The organism is Rhodococcus sp. NPDC060086 (assembly GCF_042730275.1).
Classification (GTDB): Bacteria; Actinomycetota; Actinomycetes; order Mycobacteriales; family Mycobacteriaceae; genus Rhodococcus.
On the sequence record NZ_JBHWWZ010000016.1, the window covers coordinates 58,238 to 75,341 of the forward strand.

18 protein-coding genes are annotated in these 17,104 nt (G+C 66.3%); 9 read left to right on the plus strand and 9 right to left on the minus strand.

Going from position 1 to position 17,104, the window contains the following annotated elements:
• Nucleotides 1–6: 6 nt before the first annotated feature.
• Genes pcaD through ACFWB0_RS12015 form a run of 3 tightly spaced genes read right to left on the minus strand, consistent with a single transcriptional unit; the run spans nt 7 to nt 3,469 of the window.
• The gene (gene pcaD / locus ACFWB0_RS12005) at nt 7–1,170 is read right to left on the minus strand and encodes a 3-oxoadipate enol-lactonase (protein ID WP_378490661.1); all 1,164 of its coding nucleotides are present in this window, start codon (nt 1,168–1,170) and stop codon (nt 7–9) included.
• Nucleotides 1,170–2,492, minus strand: coding sequence for a lyase family protein (locus ACFWB0_RS12010; RefSeq protein ID WP_378490662.1), 1,323 nt, complete (start codon nt 2,490–2,492; stop codon nt 1,170–1,172). The genes pcaD and ACFWB0_RS12010 overlap by 1 nt, the downstream gene beginning before the upstream one ends.
• 56 nt (nt 2,493–2,548) lie before the next feature.
• Nucleotides 2,549–3,469, minus strand: coding sequence for a LysR substrate-binding domain-containing protein (locus ACFWB0_RS12015; protein ID WP_378490663.1), 921 nt, complete (start codon nt 3,467–3,469; stop codon nt 2,549–2,551).
• Nucleotides 3,470–3,570: 101 nt separating this feature from the next.
• On the opposite strand from ACFWB0_RS12015, the gene pcaH reads away from it, so the two are divergent.
• On the plus strand, nt 3,571–4,302 hold the full coding sequence (gene pcaH, locus ACFWB0_RS12020) for a protocatechuate 3,4-dioxygenase subunit beta (RefSeq protein ID WP_378490664.1): 732 nt from the start codon (nt 3,571–3,573) through the stop codon (nt 4,300–4,302).
• Nucleotides 4,303–4,313: 11 nt separating this feature from the next.
• Complete coding sequence (gene pcaG, locus ACFWB0_RS12025; protein ID WP_378490665.1) at nt 4,314–4,970, plus strand: protocatechuate 3,4-dioxygenase subunit alpha; 657 nt, start codon at nt 4,314–4,316, stop codon at nt 4,968–4,970.
• Nucleotides 4,971–5,060: 90 nt separating this feature from the next.
• Here the strand turns inward: pcaG and ACFWB0_RS12030 are convergent, their stop codons facing one another.
• Nucleotides 5,061–6,521, minus strand: coding sequence for a DHA2 family efflux MFS transporter permease subunit (locus tag ACFWB0_RS12030; protein WP_378490666.1), 1,461 nt, complete (start codon nt 6,519–6,521; stop codon nt 5,061–5,063).
• Nucleotides 6,522–6,669: 148 nt separating this feature from the next.
• Here ACFWB0_RS12030 and ACFWB0_RS12035 point away from each other — a divergent pair, with 148 nt between their 5' ends.
• From ACFWB0_RS12035 to ACFWB0_RS12045, 3 genes are all read left to right on the plus strand, one after another.
• Nucleotides 6,670–7,299 carry a TetR family transcriptional regulator gene (locus tag ACFWB0_RS12035; protein ID WP_378490667.1) on the plus strand — a complete coding sequence of 210 codons (630 nt, stop codon included), beginning with the start codon at nt 6,670–6,672 and terminating at the stop codon, nt 7,297–7,299.
• Between the two features lie 40 nt (nt 7,300–7,339).
• Nucleotides 7,340–8,425, plus strand: a complete 1,086-nt coding sequence (locus ACFWB0_RS12040) for a potassium channel family protein (RefSeq protein WP_378490668.1) — start codon at nt 7,340–7,342, stop codon at nt 8,423–8,425.
• Nucleotides 8,426–8,503: 78 nt separating this feature from the next.
• Nucleotides 8,504–9,370, plus strand: a complete 867-nt coding sequence (locus tag ACFWB0_RS12045; RefSeq protein WP_378490669.1) for a PaaI family thioesterase — start codon at nt 8,504–8,506, stop codon at nt 9,368–9,370.
• 98 nt (nt 9,371–9,468) lie between these two features.
• Here ACFWB0_RS12045 and ACFWB0_RS12050 read toward each other — a convergent pair whose 3' ends face one another.
• Entirely contained in the window at nt 9,469–10,368 is a 900-nt protein-coding gene (locus ACFWB0_RS12050; protein WP_378490670.1) for a type IV toxin-antitoxin system AbiEi family antitoxin domain-containing protein, read from the minus strand.
• A gap of 162 nt (nt 10,369–10,530) precedes the next feature.
• Complete coding sequence (locus ACFWB0_RS12055) at nt 10,531–11,448, minus strand: TIGR03564 family F420-dependent LLM class oxidoreductase (protein WP_378490684.1); 918 nt, start codon at nt 11,446–11,448, stop codon at nt 10,531–10,533.
• Nucleotides 11,449–11,542: 94 nt separating this feature from the next.
• Between ACFWB0_RS12055 and ACFWB0_RS12060 the strand changes: the two genes are divergently transcribed.
• From ACFWB0_RS12060 to ACFWB0_RS12075, 4 genes are all read left to right on the plus strand, one after another.
• Nucleotides 11,543–12,376, plus strand: coding sequence for a TauD/TfdA dioxygenase family protein (locus ACFWB0_RS12060; protein WP_378490671.1), 834 nt, complete (start codon nt 11,543–11,545; stop codon nt 12,374–12,376).
• Complete coding sequence (locus tag ACFWB0_RS12065) at nt 12,373–12,930, plus strand: nuclear transport factor 2 family protein (protein WP_378490672.1); 558 nt, start codon at nt 12,373–12,375, stop codon at nt 12,928–12,930. Before ACFWB0_RS12060 ends, ACFWB0_RS12065 begins: the two co-directional genes overlap by 4 nt.
• Before the next feature lie 95 nt (nt 12,931–13,025).
• Nucleotides 13,026–13,697 carry a hotdog domain-containing protein gene (locus ACFWB0_RS12070; protein ID WP_378490673.1) on the plus strand — a complete coding sequence of 224 codons (672 nt, stop codon included), beginning with the start codon at nt 13,026–13,028 and terminating at the stop codon, nt 13,695–13,697.
• A 92-nt stretch (nt 13,698–13,789) separates the two neighbouring features.
• Nucleotides 13,790–14,140 (plus strand): hypothetical protein, encoded by a 351-nt coding sequence (locus ACFWB0_RS12075; protein ID WP_378490674.1) that lies wholly within the window; start codon nt 13,790–13,792, stop codon nt 14,138–14,140.
• A 169-nt stretch (nt 14,141–14,309) separates the two neighbouring features.
• Here ACFWB0_RS12075 and ACFWB0_RS12080 read toward each other — a convergent pair whose 3' ends face one another.
• From ACFWB0_RS12080 to ACFWB0_RS12090, 3 genes are all read right to left on the minus strand, one after another.
• Nucleotides 14,310–15,509, minus strand: a complete 1,200-nt coding sequence (locus ACFWB0_RS12080; RefSeq protein WP_378490675.1) for a MalY/PatB family protein — start codon at nt 15,507–15,509, stop codon at nt 14,310–14,312.
• Nucleotides 15,510–15,892: 383 nt separating this feature from the next.
• On the minus strand, nt 15,893–16,576 hold the full coding sequence (locus ACFWB0_RS12085) for a hypothetical protein (RefSeq protein ID WP_378490676.1): 684 nt from the start codon (nt 16,574–16,576) through the stop codon (nt 15,893–15,895).
• 165 nt (nt 16,577–16,741) lie between these two features.
• The gene (locus ACFWB0_RS12090; protein ID WP_378490677.1) at nt 16,742–16,912 is read right to left on the minus strand and encodes a hypothetical protein; all 171 of its coding nucleotides are present in this window, start codon (nt 16,910–16,912) and stop codon (nt 16,742–16,744) included.
• Between the last annotated feature and the right edge of the window lie 192 nt (nt 16,913–17,104).

Here is a 17,104-nt window from a genome sequence, read left to right on the forward strand (position 1 = left end):
TGTTGCTTACTTCCCGGCGGATTCGAGATCCGCCAACGCCTGCTTCCCCATCGCAAAGGCGCGGTTGCTGTTGGGCACGCCCGCATAGACAGCGGTGTGGAGGAAGACCTCGATGAGTTCGTCGGGATCCACGCCCGCTCGCAGTGCCGCACGGATGTGCATGTCGAGTTCGTGCTCGTTGCCGACTGCGGTGAGGATCGCGAGGGTGAGCAGCCGTCGGGTGTGATGGTCGAGTCCGGGGCGCGCCCAGATGTCGCCCCACGCCGTGCGGGTGATGAAGTCCTGGAACGGCTCCGTGAACGCCGTGGCCTGCGACATCGCACGGTCCACGTGCGCGTCACCGAGCACCGAACGTCGCATTCGCATACCCACCTCGACAGCTGCAGAACGATACGCACCCACCTGCTCCGAACTCGTGATGTGCGCGCGGATCAGAGCTGTCACACGGCCCGCCTGCTCGACGTTCACCAGATGGGCGCCCGGGTCGAGGACGTGGAAGTCGGCATCGGCGATACCGTCGGCGAGTTCACGCATGACGTCCGGCGGGGTCGCCGGATCCTGCGCACCCGCGATCACGAGCGTGGGGGCGACGATTCGCGCGAGGTCGGCGCGTCCGTCGAACCCGGCCAGGGCGTGGCAGCAGCCGGCGTACCCGTCGTCCGACGTCGCCGACACCATCGCGACGTGCCGCTGGACCAGCTCGGGGTCGCGTTCCGCCAGATCGGCCGTGAACCAGCGTCCGACGATCTGCTCGGCAATCGAACCCGCCCCGTCGGCGAGCACCGTCTCCGCGCGGTCACGCCACTGCTGAGCCGGCTCGAACACCGCGGCCGTGCACAGCAAGGTCAGCGACCGCACCCGCTCCGGGCGATGGGCGGCAAGCCACTGCCCGACCGCACCACCTAGTGACAGGCCGACGACGTGCACCGCGTCGACCCCCAGCTCGTCGAGCAGTGTCAGAACATCTCCGGCGAGTTCGGCCACCGTGTAGGCACCCGCAGCAGAATCAGATTCACCGTGCCCACGATGGTCGACCGCGATGACGTCGGCGATCGGCGACAATGCCACGATCTGTGGCGACCACATCCTCCGGTCGGAACCGAGCGACCCCAGTAGCAGTACCGACGGGGCGGCGGGATCACCGTGTCGTTCGTAGGCGAGTGATGTCATCACAGTCCTCCGTGTCGGGCGAGGGCACGGTCGACCAGATCAGCGGCGTGCCCGAGATAGCGGGTGGGATCGAGGAGTTCGGCCAAGTCATCGGCCGACAGGTGCGCGGTGATGCGCGGGTCTGCGTCGAGCGGGATTCCGGAGACAGCGGCGTCGGTGACGACGGCTCGCGCATCGTCGACGTGTCGCGACAGTGCGCTCGCCACCTTCTCGGCCAGCACCGCGCCCCCGGTGAGCCCGAGGTTGCGGTCGAGAGCATCGACGTGCACGTGCAGTCCACTGAGACTCACGGAAAGCCGTTGTGCAGCACCACCGGTGAGACGAAGCAGATCCGCAACGACCTCCCACTCCGCATGCCACGACCCCGCGGCGCGGGCGAATTCGTGGTCGGCCGACGACAACACGGTCGCGACGAGCCCCGGCACCCGACGCGCGGCAGCCCTCGCCGCGATGGCAGCCACTGGATTTCGCTTGTGCGGCATGGCCGATGAACCGCCCGGTGAGTCTTCGGAGACTTCACCTATCTCGGTCATGGCCATGAGCACCACGTCCGTCGCGGGTTTCGACACTGCGCCTGCCGCGACACCGAGCGCTGCGGCGAGCCGCGTCATCGGCGTGCGCACGGTGTGCCACGGGATGGTGGCGCGCGCAAGTCCGAGGCGGTCGGCGAGGTCGTCGGCGAAGTACATCCCGTCGGGTGCGACGGCGGCGAGGGTGCCGGCGGCACCTCCGTACTGCACGGGCAGCGCCGAGAGGGCGCGGTCGAGTTCGATGCGGGCGTCGTCGAGTCCGGTGAGCCACCCGGCGGCGAGAGCGCCGAACGTGGTGGGAAGGGCTTGCTGGCCGAGGGTGCGCGCGATCATCGGTGTCGCGCGATGTGCTCGGGCGAGATCTGCAGCAGCGTCGGCGGCCGCGGCGAGGTGGTCGAGGATGCGTCGTCCGGCACGACGCGCGAGGAGCACCAGCGCGGTGTCCATGACGTCCTGGCTGGTTGCGCCGACGTGCACAGTGGTTGCGGGGGCGGCGGCGCGATCGCGGAGCAGCTTCACGAGCGGGATGACGGGATTCCCACCTGCCACGGCAAGGGCACCGAGTTCGGCAGGGTCGAGGTCGCGGGCGAGTTCGGTGGCGGCAACGGCCACGGCAGCGGCGTCCGCTTCGGTCGCACGCCCGATCCCGACGGCGCCCGCGGTGATCGCGGCCTCGACTTCGAGGAGGGCGCCGATCCACGCGCGGTCGGAGAGCGCGGAAGCCATGTCGTCGGCCCCGAAGATGGGATCGAACAACGGACCGCGGGTGGATTCCTCTGGAGAGTGTGGCATTCGAGACCTCGGGATCGGATCGGGGGTGCTCGGGAAACCTGTGCGCGAGCGTGGTTTCACGTACTCACTGTTCCATGACCGGCTCGGCGCAGCAGCGCAGCAACGTCGTCGACGATAGCGGACGCCGCCGCAGCCGAGCGGATGACGCCGATCGTTTCGGCCGTCCCGACGGTGTCGACGGGCAGCCGATACAGCCTGCCGTCGACGATGTCCCCCTCGGGGACGCGCTCGGGAACGACCCACACGGCATCGGCTTCGCGCACGTACGCGGCGGCGACCGCGACGTCGATGGTCTCGACGGTGCCCGAGGGCAATTCGAGGCCGTGCCGGCGCAGGAGCACGTCGGTGTGGTGCCGTGGCACGGTGCCGGCAGCCGAGACGACCAGTGGGTATTCGCACATCTCGGGAAACGTCGCCCGTGTGCTCACCAGCGGATGTCCGGGTCGGACGACGAACGCGAGTGCCTCGGCGTAGAGCAGTTCGAACGAGAGTCCCTGCATGGTCGCGGGGTCGCTCATCCGGCCGATCATCACGTCCACGTCGCCCGCTCGCAGCGCCGCGAGCAGCTCGGTGTTCGCGCCGGTGCGAAGGCGGATGTCGAGTTCGGGGTGTCGCTCGCGCAACTCGCCGAGCACGGCAGGGAGCAGCACGGATGCTGCCGACGGCAACGCTCCGATGCGCACGGCCGCGTGTTCGGATTCACCGGCGCCCGCCAGTCCTGCGACGGCGGTGTCGAAAGCGTGGACGACGCGTTCGGCGTGGTCGAGGAAGCGTTCACCGGCGGCGGTGGGGATGGCGCCGTGCCTGCCTCTGTCGAGCAGTTTCGTTCCCGCCAGCAGCTCGAGTTCGTTGAGCGTCTTGGTGACGGCGGGTTGGGTCAGGTGCAGCCGTTCGGCGGCGCGCCCGACGTGGCGTTCGTGCGCGACCGCGACGAAGCAGGTCAGATGCCGGAGCCGGATTCGCCCGTGGAGATCCATTACCAGAAGTTATGCAATTGGACTCGAATGGTCAATTTACATAAGCGAATGCTCCCTTTAGCGTGGGTGCAAGCCCCACAGCCCACGACAGGAGCGGCTTCATGAGCATCGCTGGCCCCAGCGCATACGGCGAGTTCGTCGAGCGCGACCACACGCAGCACCCACCGGCACTCACGCCGGGTTACCGCACGTCGGTCCTGCGTTCGCCACGTAATGCGCTGATCTCGCCGCGGAACACGGTGTCGGAGAAGACCGGGCCGCTGTTCACCGCACGTGAGCTGGGCGAGCTCGACAACGACATGATCCGCAACTTCGCGCACGGCGGCCTGCCGATCGGCGAGCGGATCATCATGCACGGCTATGTCCGCGACGAGTTCGGGAATCCGGTGAAGGGCGCACTGGTCGAGGCGTGGCAGGCCAACGCCGGTGGCCGCTACCGGCACAAGAAGGACTCGTACCATCTCGCGCCGATCGACCCGAACTTCGGCGGCTGCGGACGAATGCTCACCGACGACAACGGCTACTACTTCTTCCGCACCATCAAGCCGGGCCCGTACCCGTGGGGCAACAGCGCCAATGCGTGGCGTCCCGCGCACATCCACTTCTCGATCATCGGCGACGGCTGGGCGCAGCGTCTGATCACGCAGTCGTACTTCGAGGGCGACCCGCTGATCGAGCAGTGCCCCATCGCCGCGACCATCCCCTCCCGCGACCAGGTGCGCAGCCTGATCGCCCAGGCCGACACCGCGAACGACGCACCGTTCGACGCCCGCGCCTACCGATTCGACATCACGCTGCGGGGCCGCCGCGCCACCTTCTTCGAGAACGCATAGGGAGCACACCGATGACTCAGCCGCTCACACCGCTGCCCATGGTGCAGCGTCACCCCGAGACTCCGTCGCAGACGGGTGGGCCGTACGTGCACATCGGTCTTGCCCCGCAGCAGGCCGGCTTCGACATCTTCGACAACAACTTCGGCAACGTGCTCGCCACCGACGACACCCGTGGTGAGCGAATCACCCTCGAGGGACGCGTGTTCGACGGCTCCGGCACGCCGGTCCGCGACGTTCTCATCGAGATCTGGCAGGCCGACGCCGACGGCAAGTACGCCCACCCCGGCGACCCCCAGTACAGGGCCGGCGACCCGTCGTTCCGCGGGTGGGGTCGTACCGGAGGCGACTTCGACACGGGCGTTTACAGTTTCGAGACCGTCAAGCCCGGCTCGGTGCCCGGGAACAACGGCGCCGTCCAGGCTCCGCACGTGCTGATGGTGCTGTTCGCCCGCGGCATCAACGTCGGCCTGCACACACGGCTCTACTTCGACGACGAGTCCGCCGCCAACGCCGCCGACCCCCTGCTCACGTCGATCGAGTGGGAGGTCCGCCGCAACACGCTGATCGCCACACGCAGCGAGCGTGACGGAAAACCCGTCTACACGTTCGATATCCGTCTTCAGGACACCCCCGACGGCGGACGCGAAACCGTCTTCCTCGATATCTGAACGCGGAACGGCCGAAGTAAGCAGCACAAACAAGAACCTCGCAGGGCCAGTGGTAAGCCACCAGCCCTGCGAGGTTTACATTTGCCCTGCTTACTTCGATTCGATGAGCGTCGTCGCGGGCTTGCGGATGAAGAACGACGCCGCCACAGCCACCAGCGACACGATGCCGCCGCAGAGGAACGCGGCGTGGATGCCGTCCTGGCTCGCGACGAGCGCGGTCGCACCGTCGGATGCGCTCGACGTGGCGGTCACGGTCATCACGGTGATGAACAGCGCCGTACCGGCCGCACCCGCCAACTGCTGGACGGTGTTGAAGATCGCGCTGCCGTGCGAGTACAGCTCGGACGGCACCGCACCGAGCGACGACGTCATCAGCGGGGTCATCACGGTCGCGAGGCCGAGCATCAACAGCACGTGGGAGCCCACGATCTGCGCAATCGACGATTCGGCGTCGAGCAGCGTCATCGTCCACAACGCCGCACTGACGACCATGGCGCCGGGGATGACGAGCGGTCGCGCCCCGATGCGGTCGTAGACACGTCCGACGAACGGCGACAGCAGACCCATGGCCAGGCCGCCCGGGAGCAGCAGCAGACCGGTTTCGAGAGTGTCGAGGCCTCGCACATTCTGCAGATACAGCGGCAGCAGAATCAGCGCGCCGAACAGCGACATCATGCTGACGACGACCATGCCGAGCCCGATGCTGAACACCGGGTAGCTGAACGGGCGCATGTCGAGCAGGGCACGTCCGTCCTTCTGGCGCGAGAGCTGACGCAGCACGAACACGGCGAGAGCGACGACACCGACAACGAGCGGGACCCACACCGGGAAGCTCGACTCCTCGGCCGAATGACCGATGCTGCTCAGTCCGTACACGATGCCGCCGAACGCGAAGACGGACAGGATGACCGACAGGACGTCGAGCGGGACCTTCATGGTGTCGGTGACGTTCTTGACGAGTGTGGCGCCGATACCGAACGCGATCAGCGCGATCGGCAGGACGATCCAGAACATCCAGCGCCAGTCGAGGGCGTCGAGGATGATGCCCGAAATGGTGGGCCCGATGGCCGGTGCCACCGAGATGACGATGGAGATGATGCCCATCATGCCGCCGCGCTTGTGCGCGGGGACCACGCGCAGCACCGTCGTCATCAGCAGCGGAAGCATGATGGCGGTGCCCACGGCCTGCGTCACTCGTCCGGCGAGGAGCACTTCGAAGCCCGGCGCGATTGCGGCGAGCAGAGTGCCGAGGCTGAACACTCCCATCGACGCGAAGAACACCTGGCGGAGCGTGAATCGCTGGAAGAGGTAGCCGGTGATCGGAATGACCACGGCCATGGTGAGCATGAAGCCGGTGGTGAGCCACTGGGCGGTGCTCGCGGTGATGTCGAGATCGACCATCAGCGGCGGCAACGCCACGCTCATGATTGTCTCGTTGAGGATCATGACGAATGCCGCGACGACGAGGACACCGATCAGCACCTTGCTGCCCGGCTCCATGTCCGACTCGTGACCGGCTGTCGGTTGGTCTTCCAACTGGGGTGACTGCATATCCGAGTACTTCCTGAATGGGTATATCGATCGCGACTGCGACAACCAGGAAAGTCTCGCCCCACCTGGAAGTGACTGTCAACTTGATTTTCACTGTTAGATTGACGCGGACTCCCAACGTCGTGGTCCGAGGTGAAAGGAACCACCGATGACCCTGAAGACCCAAGCACGCGTCCCCGACCTGCGGGAACGACGCAAGATGGAGACCCGCATCGAGATGTCGAGGTCTGCACTGGAGCTGTTCGAACTCCAAGGATTCGCCGCGACGACCGTCGAAGAGATCGCCCGTGCGGCCGGTGTGTCCTCGAGCACCTTCTTTCGATGCTTCGCCACCAAAGAGGAATCGGTGTGGGGACCGGACCGCGAGCTCGAGACCGAAATCGTCGAATGGCTCGAGACGGTTCCGCAGAAAGACATCAACCTCTCGGGCATCGAAGCCTTCTACGAGCGCTCCCTGCAGCGACTCGTGACGAGCTCCGAGGACACCCGCGATCGCATCCTCCGCACCCACCGGCTCATCACGTCCGACGATCACCTTCGCGCCGCCGCCTTCGCCGCCGACGCCCTGGCCATGTGCCGTATCACCGCGAGCGTCGCCGAGCGCCTGCGCGGACTCCGCTCCGAATCGTTCGCGCGACTGCTCGTCGAATCGGCCGGGGTGGTGTCGCGGATCGCGTTCGACACGTGGGTCCGGCGCATCGAACGCGGCGAGGACGCAGACCTCGTCGAGATCTACCGCACCACCCGAACCGACCTTCGCGACGTCGTGCTCACCTGATAGATCGACGGAGCGACCCGTCGCGTGCAAGAGTGACGTAATGCCTGATAGGTTGCGAGCCCGGTTCAGCCGGTCCGATCAGCTCACGGAGCGTCCCGACTTCGCTCTCGTCGGTGTCCTGAAAGTTCCCCAGATGTCGACGAGCCCGGCGCGCGCGATCGTGCGTCGCATCGGCTACGCCCTCGGCGCCCTGTTCGTGGCGGTGGTGCTCGTCTACCTCGACCGCGACGGTTACAAGGACGCCCAAGGCGACGAATTGTCGTTGCTCGACTGCATCTACTACGCCACCGTGTCGCTCTCGACCACCGGCTACGGCGACATCACCCCGATCACCCCGTCCGCACGACTGATGAACGTCCTCGTCATCACGCCGCTGCGCGTCTTCTTCCTCATCGTGTTGGTCGGCACGACACTGGGCGCACTGACCGAGACGTCACGTCAGACATTCCGCATCCAGAGCTGGCGACGACGGGTGCACGACCACACCGTCGTGCTCGGTTACGGCACCAAGGGCCGGTCGGCCGTCGACGCTTTGCTGGGCGACGAGGTCCCCCCGTCGCAGATCGTGGTGGTCGACACCGATCCCATCGTCCTCGAAAGTGCAGCCGGGCAAGGTCTGGTGACCGTGCACGGCTCCGCGACCAAACAGGACGTGCTGCGTGTCGCGGGGGTGCAGCGCGCGGCGTCGGTGATCGTGGCCGCGAATCGCGACGACACCGCCGTGCTCATCACCCTCGCCGCCCGCGAGATCAACCCGAACGCGAAGATCGTCGTCGCGATCCGCGAATCGGAGAATGCGCATCTGCTGCGTCGCTCCGGCGCCGACACGGTGGTGGTGTCGTCGGAGACCGCCGGGCGGTTGCTCGGTGCCGCGCGGAGTTCGCCGCGCGTGGTCGACATGATCGAGGACATTCTCACCCCGGAGGAGGGGTTCACCATCGCCGAGCGCGCTGTCGACCTCGAGGAGGTCGGGCAGGATCCGCGTCATCTGGGGCAGATCGTGCTCGGCGTCGAGCGCAACGGAAGCCTGTTCCGGGTGGGATCGCCCGAGGTCAGCGCCCTTGCCGCGCGCGACAAGCTGCTCTACATCCGGTTGGCGGTGGACGGGCCGGGGCACCGCGGCTGAACGTGGCTCTCCCACTCCGCCCAATTTTATGGAAGAGTCATTTCCATGATTGAGAACGACATTTCCGCTCAGGGAGGCATGACCGTGTCCGCAGACAACACTTTCACCTCGGATTTCGGCATCACGTCGCTGCAGGTCTCGAGAGAACGCGCAATCATGGGCGCGACCGTCACCGAGAAACTGTGCACCCCCGCGGGCACGGCGTCGCTCGGGTTTCTCACGACGCTCGTCGACATCGTCGCGTCGTCCCCGGCCCTCGTCGTGGGCTCCCCCGACTGGACCGCCACGCAGGACCTGTCGATCCACTCCGCCGGCTGGCTGCGACCGGGCCCGGTCGCGATCGATGCCGAACTGATCCGCGTCGGCAAGAAGACGATCCTGGTGGAGACCGACGTGTACGACACGCACGGCGTCACCGATCTCCGCGAGATCGCGAACTCGATCGACACCCCCGGCGCGGGCCGCCTCACCCTCGCCGCGCGCGGTCTCGTGACGTTCGTGCGTCTCCCCCGCGCCGCCGCGACCCACGGCGACGTCGCGTCGTACACCCCGGAGGAGTGGGTCGGCTCGATCCGCGAATACCCGATCACCCCCATCGACGACGACGTCTTCTCCCGCCTGAACCTTCGCGAGATCGACGCGTCTCACGGCGAATTCGAGCTCGATCTCACCGGTTTCGTCGCCAATTCCATCGGCACCATCCAGGGCGGCGCGCAGGCCCTGCTCGCAGAGGCTGCCGCGCATGCAATGCGGCCCGGCCTCGTCGCGACCGACATCCAGGTCCACTACCTGGCGCAGGTGAAGAAGGGTCCGGCACGCTCGTACGGAACGGTGATCCGCGATGCCGACGACCACTCGGTGATCAAGGTGGCCCTCGTCGATTCCGGTGCGGACGACAAGCTGCTCACGTTGCTGACCATCACCCTCCAGCGTCCTCCGCGGTAGCCGATACGCCGCGCCCCTTCCCGCGCGCCTGCCAGTCTCGGACAACGACAATCGCCGAAGCGGGAAGCTGGGATGCGCGCGGGAAGGGGGAATGATCGCTATCGACGCCTCGCTCGCTCGATTGCCCGCTCGAAGCGGGCACGAACGACGTCGAATCGGGACAGTTCCGCCCACGTCCAGCGGATCACGTGGAAACCCAGATCGCGTAACGCGTCCTCCCGCAGCTTCTCCCGACGAATGACGTCGGGGCCGTCGTATTTGCCCATGCCGTCGAATTCGCCGATGATCCGATGCTCCTTCCAGTAGAAGTCGGTGCGGGCAACGAACTCGCCCTCCGGGGTGTGCACAACCTCCTGCAGCGAAGGGGCAGGCAGCCCGATCTGTTCCATCCGCAACCGGCTCAGCGACTCACCGGGGCTTTCGCTACGTCCGTCGAGAAACGCGATGATCCGTCGCGCTGCGGCGATACCTTGCCGTCGCCCGAGGGACTCGAGGGTCTCCGCTAGTGCCGCGCGCAGCGACGGGTTTCCCGCCAATGCCGAATCCCCGGCAATGACGACCTCGTCGACCGGTGCCGTGCAGGCAAGGTCCGCGACTGTCCGCGCGATGGATGTACACGGCACTCCGTCGACCTCGACGACATCGTCGGCACCGAACTGCACCACATGCAGATGACGCCCTGTGCCGCGACGGCCTCCGGATGTCCCGGCACGGGTCACGTGGACACGGCTCAGATCGGGACGCCACAATGCCAGTCCGTGCAGAACTGCGGCAGACACGTGGCTGATCGCGCTCCCGTCAGGCAGTCCTGTGCCCGTGGTCCGCGCCCGGATTCGATGTCGTTGGATCGCGTCGAGGCCCTCGGCAGTCGGGCCATCCAGATAGATTCCGGGAGCGAGGCGCTCCAGTTCGCCGGTGCGGAGCGCACGACGGATCTCGGAATCGCTCAGACCTGAGCTGAGGGCGTCGGTGCGGCGGAAGGGTTTCGGTGAGGTCATGCCGCCGAGCGTGTCATCGCGATACATCCGAATCCTGCCCAGTGCAGGAATTTTCGCAGATCTGTGGATGGTTCCGGCAGTTGTGGATAACTCCCGCGACGCTATTCGCTTCCCACACCGCTCTTCGCGGGTGTGGGAAGCGAATTTCCGCGCGGGAAGGGACTACCGGGTAGTGAGGGAGCTCAAGAAGCTCCGCGTCCGGTGGACCGAGCCGCGCGCGTCGTCGCCGACAGGGAAGATCGCGGCCCAGATGTCGGTGGCACCTGCGTCGAGCAGGCCCTGCAGTTGGGCGCGCACGGATTCCTCGGTGCCGACGATCGCGACGTCGGCGGGGCTGCTCGCTCCCCCGACTTCGAGGACACGCTGATAGTTCGGCATTCCCGCGTACATGGTGGCGGTGGCAGCGACCGCGGCGCGCGCTTCGTCGGCGTCGTCGTGGACGGCGACCGGCAGCCCCGCGACAATGCGCGGCGACGGCCTGCCCGCCTTCTCTGCAGCGGTACGGATGGCGGGTGAGATGACCGATTCGACGACCTTCCCCGACGCCATCCACAGCACCGTGCCGTCGGCGTACTGCCCCGCGACACGCAGCATTCGAGGCGACATCGCCGACAGCAACACGGGCACCGGATGCGCAACCGGTGTCATCCGCCCTTCGCTGCGGGTACTCCACTCGCCGCCCTGGAAATCGACGTCCTCGCCGTGCAGAAGCCCGGTGACGATGCGCATGTATTCCTCGGTGTTTCGACCGGGCCGGTCGTACGACATGCCGTAGACGTCGCGCACCAGACTCTCGTGCGACGGCCCGAGCCCTAGAGTGAAACCGGGACGGCCCATGGCTTCTGCCACTGCCGCCACACGATTCGCTTGCAGCAGAGGATGAATCGGGTATGTCTGCAGCACCGCGGTACCGAGTTCGATGGACGAGGTTTCGCGACCGGTCACGGCAAGCGCCGCGAGCGGGTCGCCTGCAACCGTGCTCGCGTACCAGAGCGAGGTGAAGCCGTCGACCTCCGCTTTCTGCGCCTGTCGAACGATCTTGTCGGTGGTCGATCCGCCACCCGTCAACCCGATCCGCACCACGAACCTCCAATGAGAACCTTACTTAGGTTCAGAGAGAATAGTACTCTCATAAAAACGGTATCTACTTCTCGCTCTCGGAGGGCCGCACCGTATGTTTCCCGACCTCACTCCCATCGCCGAAGAAATCGGCGCCGAGATCACCGGCGTCGCGGGGCACGCACTCAACGACCCGAAGGCCGCCGCGCGCTGCCAGGAGCTCGTCGACGAATACGGCGTCGTCGTCTTCCGCGAAGCGAAGATCAGCGACAGCGACCTGGTCGACCTGAGCCGCATGCTCGGGGAGGTCGTCGTTCCGCGGATGGGAGGCCAGGACGACCATCCCGAGGTGTCCGCGATCAGCCTCGACCCCAAGAAGACGGTGCTCGCGTCGTACAACGCCGGCACCTTCCACTGGCACATCGACGGCGCCACCGACGAGGTCCCCCAGAAGGGCACGTTGCTGACCGCACTGCAGGTGTCCGACGAGGGCGGCGACACCGAGTTCGCGAACACGTACGCGTCGTACGAGGCCCTCTCCGACCAGGACAAGGCCGAGTTCGAGACCCTCCGCGTGGTGCACAGCTTCGCCGCGGCCCAGCGTCTTGCCAACCCCGAGCCGACGTCCGAGCAGGAGGCCGCGTGGGCTCGGGTGCCCGAGCGCGAGCACCCGCTGGTGTGGACGCGGCGCAGCGGCCGCAAGTCGCTGCTGATCGGGGCCACCGCATCGCACGTCGTCGGGTGGCCCGAGGAGCAGAGCAAAGGCCTGATCGGACGTCTCCTCGTGTGGTCGACGCAGCCGCGGTTCTCGCTGCGTCACCACTGGCAGCCCGGCGACCTCGTGCTGTGGGACAACACCGGCATGCTGCACCGCGCGGTGCCCTATTCGGTCACGTCACCGCGGTTGCTGCACCGCACCACCCTCGTGGGCGAGGAGGCCGTCGCATGACCGACCTGACAGCCCTCGAACGCAACGTGCAGTACCTGATGGACAGGACGGCGATTCTCGACTGCATCGCGAACCATGCGCGCGGATGTGACCGACACGACACCGACCTACTCGGTGGCACCTATCACGACGACGGCGTCGACGAACACGGCGCGACGATCAACAGCGGGCAGGACTACGCGAGCTGGGCCAACTCCACGCATGCCGCCACTGCGGACGCCCACACCCACAACATCACCACCCACACATGCGAGATCGTCGGCGACACCGCCCACGCCGAGAGTTACGTCATCGTCGGGTTGCTCGGAAAGGGCTCGTCCACAGTGCAATTGATGAGCGGTCGGTACATCGACCGCCTCGAGAAGCGCGACGGCACGTGGCGGATCGCGGTGCGCAGGTCGACGGTGGAGTGGAGCGCATCGGCCGACGCATCGCTTCTGCAGTCCCCCTTCTTCACGAAACAGACGTTCCTGAAGGGAACCCGCGACACCACCGACCTGTCGTACCAGCGCCCTCTCTCGGCCGACTCTCCAGCACCCGCGCGCTGGTCGTAACGGTCCCGATCAGCGGCTACTCACGTTGACAAGGACCCGTGTCGCTTGTTCGGATGACAGATGCCCGACTGCACGAAACATGGAGAACCCCGACGATGATGGATTCGCTCGACGCCTATCGGCTGTACGTCAACGACGGGTTGTCCGACAAGGAAATCGCAGCTCAGACCGCGCGTTACCAGCCGCTGGCCCAGGATCTGCGCGAGCTCATCGTGCTGTCCATCCAGTCGCGGGGCAATGACGACGAGATCCTCGAAGCTCGCAATCATCTTGCCGCGGCCAAGACGATCCTCGAACGCGATCGGGACCCCGGTCCGTACGGCACGCGTTTCAACGATTCCGGCAGCTTCCGGACGTGGGGCAACGCCGCGATGGGGTTGCGCAACCCGATCGCACCGCCGCTCGAATTCCAGGTCGACGACGACGGCCGCGTGTGGTCCGATTTCCATCTCCACGCCGGCTACGAGGGTCCCGCCGGATTCGCCCACGGCGGGGTGTCCGCCCTGGTGCTCGATCAGCTCCTCGGCGACACGGCCCGTTTCTCGGGTGCTCCGGGAATGACCGGCACGCTGACGGTGAAATATCGGCGTCCCACTCCGCTCGGCGATCTGCACTGCGAGGCCAGACTCGACCGGATCGAGGGTTCCAAGGCCTTCGCGACGGGGTTCATCTCCGGGCCCGACGGGGTGTGCGTGGAGGCCGAAGGAATTTTCATCGCACCGAAGTGGATGCGTGAGCAGCGCGAGCACACCGGGGTACAGGCCTGATAGTTACCCAGAACACCCTCGCAGGAACGGCAGGCGCAGCGTCGCGCTGAGTACAGTGGTCGGGTACGCAGCGTGAAGGATGGTGATGCCCCATGGAGAACGTCGAGTTCTATTCGCTCGTCGCCATGTGCTCGCTCTTCGCGGCGTCGACGTGGTGCCTCGCCCGCCCGCATCTACTGTCGAGCCTCGCTGCCGCTGTCGCTTCCGGTTTGTGGGTTCTCCTCAACGGCCCGATCGAAGGCCGTGTCCTCTATGTGGTGACTCCCGATCACGGGCTCACCGAATCTGATCTGCTGTCGGCTGTGGGACTGTGCATCGCCGCGTGGGGGTGCTGGTACACCCTCCGGAATCGGCGTCGGCGTCGGCGTCGGCGACCCACGCCCGGGTCGACCCAGCGCCATCCCGACGACACTCGCGCGGTACCCGTCCGCGTCGGCGATTAGACTATAAGTTTCCCTATGTCTCACCGTTACATCACTATTCGGTCTCGGTTCTGGACGAATCGATCATGGTCACTTAGACTCGACAACGGCCACTTCGGGTGGCCGTATCTCCCTGAAGTCCTCCCCGACACAGGAGATGCAGCGCAGAGCCCCGCTGGCTCCTCCCCCCTCAATTCGCCGGCGGGGCTTTCCTGCGCCCGCCGGTCGTCAGTCCCGCGACCACGCCGTCGAGGATTCTCCCGAGCAGAGCGTCCGACGTTGCGAAGTTGATACGCACATGATCTCGGTAGTCGCGGCCGAATCGCGCACCGCCCTCGACGAGGACGCCGCCGCGCTCACGCACCTCGGCCACCGGATCATCGAGGCCGAGAGGTCCGGCGTCGACCCACGACAGGTACGTCGCCTCGGGAAGGTGGTGTCGCGCGGTGGGAACCTCGGCCCGCAGCACCTCGTGCACGTGTCGACGATTGCGCTCGAGCACCCGCAGCAGATCCGCCTGCCACGCGTCGCCGTGCTGCCACGCAGCCAGAGTCGCCACCACTCCGGGCACCGACACCGCGCCGTACAGATCGAACGGTTCGGCATCACGCCGAGACAGCAAACCGGACGGTCCGTAATGTACTACGGCGCAGCGTAGTCCGGCCAGATTGAACGCCTTGCTCGCCGACGTGATCGTCACCGTCCGTGCCGCGGTATCTGTCCCGAGCGATGCGAACGGAATGTGCCGGTGCGGCTCGTAGATCAGCTCGGCGTGGATTTCGTCGCTGACGACGAGAATGTCGAATCGCTCGGCGATATCGGCGATGCGGTCGAGTTCGTCGCGCGTGTGCACCCGTCCGGTCGGGTTGTGCGGGTTCACCAGGATCAGGACGCGGGGACGGTACCGCGCGACCGACTGCTCGAAGGTGTCGAAGTCGAGTTCCCACCCGTCGCCGGTTCCTACGAACGGAAAGTCGATCTGCTGCAAACCCATTCGTCGCAGCGTGGAGAGGAACGGCGGGTAGTTCGGGGTCTGGATCGCGACGGCGTCGCCGCGGGCGGTGGCGAGATGCAGGATGATCTGCAATGCCTGGATGAGGTCGGTCTGCTCGCGGACGGCATCCGGATCAGGTTGCCACCCGTATCGCGAGGTCATGCGCTTGCAGAACTCCGTGCGCAGCGGTGTTCCGCGGAACCAGTCGGGGTATCCGAGGTCGCTGCTCTCGATCCGATCGTGTAGCGCACGCCGAATCTCCGGCGCTACAGGGAAATCCATGTCGGCGACCCACGAGGGGATCAACCCATCTGCTACCGCCTGCGCCCACTTCGCTCCCGCGCGGGCCGACAGCGCATCGAGGTCGAGATCGTCGAAACCGGGGACACCGGCCATCTCGCCTCCGAACGCTTCTACTGCAGACAGCCGCGCGCTGCGGACAACGCGCGGCTGACTTCGCAGCACGCGGATGGTGTCAGTTACGTCGGTCTACGACCATGTCGTCGCCCTGAACGTCTTCATCCATCCGCGCGAGGTGGGCTTTTATCCACTCGGTGCTCCCCGGTGCGGCGGAGCTGTCGAACGTTGAATCGGTGGTGCAGGTGCTCAAGTCAATCCTCGCACTCAACGCCGGCTTGCCCGGCGGCCGCAGGTCACATCTGCCCCGTATGGGTGACCGCCGTCACTATAGCGCCGCTATCGGCCTCTGCCAAACTACGCGGTGAACGCACCACGGCGACGCCTTCAGGCGAAGGCGTCGCCGCATCTACGATCGCGCCTCAGGACAGCGGCGCGGGTGCGAACAGGTCGCGCAGGAAGTCGAGGAACCACTGCAGCGGATCGATGGGCAGCTCGTCGACCGGCGGTTCCGGCGTCGTCACAGGCTCGTCGGAGATCTGGGCGGCCTCGCCCTCACTCTGAGGGGCCGGGGCGGCCTCGGCCGGAGCAGCACCGGCGGGAGCACCCTCGGCAGGTGCAGCTTCGGCAGGTGCAGCCTCGCCGCCGCCGACGGTCACCGTGATGGGATCCTTCGCGAACGGGCGGCCCGACGCGTCGAAGATGTTGTCGTAGGTGGTGCCCGAGGCGTCCTGGCAACCCCAGTAGACGTCGTAGGTGCCCGGCGTGATCGCGCGAGCGCCGGCCTGCGCGGGTGCACCGTCCTTGACGTAGGTGGCGGACGAAGTCTGGGTGTTCTTCACCGAGAACTTCGTACCTGCGGGCTGGTTGTCGATACGGCCCGACGGGGCCGCGGTGTCGACGGTGCCCGGCTCGAGGATGTAGGTGACGCAGGTGGCGCCGAGCTCGACGGAGTTCTGCGGCAGATCGAAGTCCACCGTGATGGAGGTGTCGTCAGCAGAGGCAGAGACGTTCGGCCCGGCAGCGGATGCGACACCCGGGACCGCGAACGCCAGTGCAGCGGCACCGGCAGCAGTGAGGGCAGCTTTCTTCGCGACAGAATTCATAAATTTCCTCCCCGAAAATTCTTCTGGTGCGTCCGCGTCGTGAGCGGCACGCGAAACCGACCTCTGTCAGGCACAGCTTCATCTGCACGTTATCGCAGGTAACGATCCGTGTCGCGGCGAAGAGACGCCGCACGTCGGGAAGAACCGGAATGTCTCTTTATTGATTCACGGGGTCAGCTCGGAAGGGGGTGGCTGCACGTGATCGCGTTGCTCACGCTGCAATTCGACGAGCTGCTCTTCGCGTTCGGCCACGCGTAAGAACGCACCCACAGCAAATGCGATCGCGACCGACACTGCAAGCCAGGCCACCAACCCCACCGCGATCCACCACCACATGAGTTCAGTGTGCGCGCAAACCGTGACCGTGCCAATCACACTTACCAGACGTAACGACAACCCTCCAGTCACGAAACGGACACGACTACTCGCTCACCTGGAACTTTGTTCACCGGCGTGGCGGTCGCGCGAAATACAACATGTTTGCAACGCCACATCGCCCTGTCCCCCACCGGCCATGTCCGGCAGCGT

Excerpts from the sequence above, each read along its gene's own strand:
- pcaD (WP_378490661.1), bottom strand. The coding sequence starts at position 1,170 with ATGACATCACTCGCCTACGAACGACACGGTGATCCCGCCGCCCCGTCG.
- ACFWB0_RS12010 (WP_378490662.1), bottom strand. The coding sequence starts at position 2,492 with ATGCCACACTCTCCAGAGGAATCCACCCGCGGTCCGTTGTTCGATCCC.
- ACFWB0_RS12015 (WP_378490663.1), bottom strand. The coding sequence starts at position 3,469 with ATGGATCTCCACGGGCGAATCCGGCTCCGGCATCTGACCTGCTTCGTC.
- pcaH (WP_378490664.1), top strand. The coding sequence starts at position 3,571 with ATGAGCATCGCTGGCCCCAGCGCATACGGCGAGTTCGTCGAGCGCGAC.
- pcaG (WP_378490665.1), top strand. The coding sequence starts at position 4,314 with ATGACTCAGCCGCTCACACCGCTGCCCATGGTGCAGCGTCACCCCGAG.
- ACFWB0_RS12030 (WP_378490666.1), bottom strand. The coding sequence starts at position 6,521 with ATGCAGTCACCCCAGTTGGAAGACCAACCGACAGCCGGTCACGAGTCG.
- ACFWB0_RS12035 (WP_378490667.1), top strand. The coding sequence starts at position 6,670 with ATGACCCTGAAGACCCAAGCACGCGTCCCCGACCTGCGGGAACGACGC.
- ACFWB0_RS12040 (WP_378490668.1), top strand. The coding sequence starts at position 7,340 with ATGCCTGATAGGTTGCGAGCCCGGTTCAGCCGGTCCGATCAGCTCACG.
- ACFWB0_RS12045 (WP_378490669.1), top strand. The coding sequence starts at position 8,504 with ATGACCGTGTCCGCAGACAACACTTTCACCTCGGATTTCGGCATCACG.
- ACFWB0_RS12050 (WP_378490670.1), bottom strand. The coding sequence starts at position 10,368 with ATGACCTCACCGAAACCCTTCCGCCGCACCGACGCCCTCAGCTCAGGT.
- ACFWB0_RS12060 (WP_378490671.1), top strand. The coding sequence starts at position 11,543 with ATGTTTCCCGACCTCACTCCCATCGCCGAAGAAATCGGCGCCGAGATC.
- ACFWB0_RS12065 (WP_378490672.1), top strand. The coding sequence starts at position 12,373 with ATGACCGACCTGACAGCCCTCGAACGCAACGTGCAGTACCTGATGGAC.
- ACFWB0_RS12070 (WP_378490673.1), top strand. The coding sequence starts at position 13,026 with ATGATGGATTCGCTCGACGCCTATCGGCTGTACGTCAACGACGGGTTG.
- ACFWB0_RS12075 (WP_378490674.1), top strand. The coding sequence starts at position 13,790 with ATGGAGAACGTCGAGTTCTATTCGCTCGTCGCCATGTGCTCGCTCTTC.
- ACFWB0_RS12080 (WP_378490675.1), bottom strand. The coding sequence starts at position 15,509 with ATGGCCGGTGTCCCCGGTTTCGACGATCTCGACCTCGATGCGCTGTCG.
- ACFWB0_RS12085 (WP_378490676.1), bottom strand. The coding sequence starts at position 16,576 with ATGAATTCTGTCGCGAAGAAAGCTGCCCTCACTGCTGCCGGTGCCGCT.
- ACFWB0_RS12090 (WP_378490677.1), bottom strand. The coding sequence starts at position 16,912 with ATGTGGTGGTGGATCGCGGTGGGGTTGGTGGCCTGGCTTGCAGTGTCG.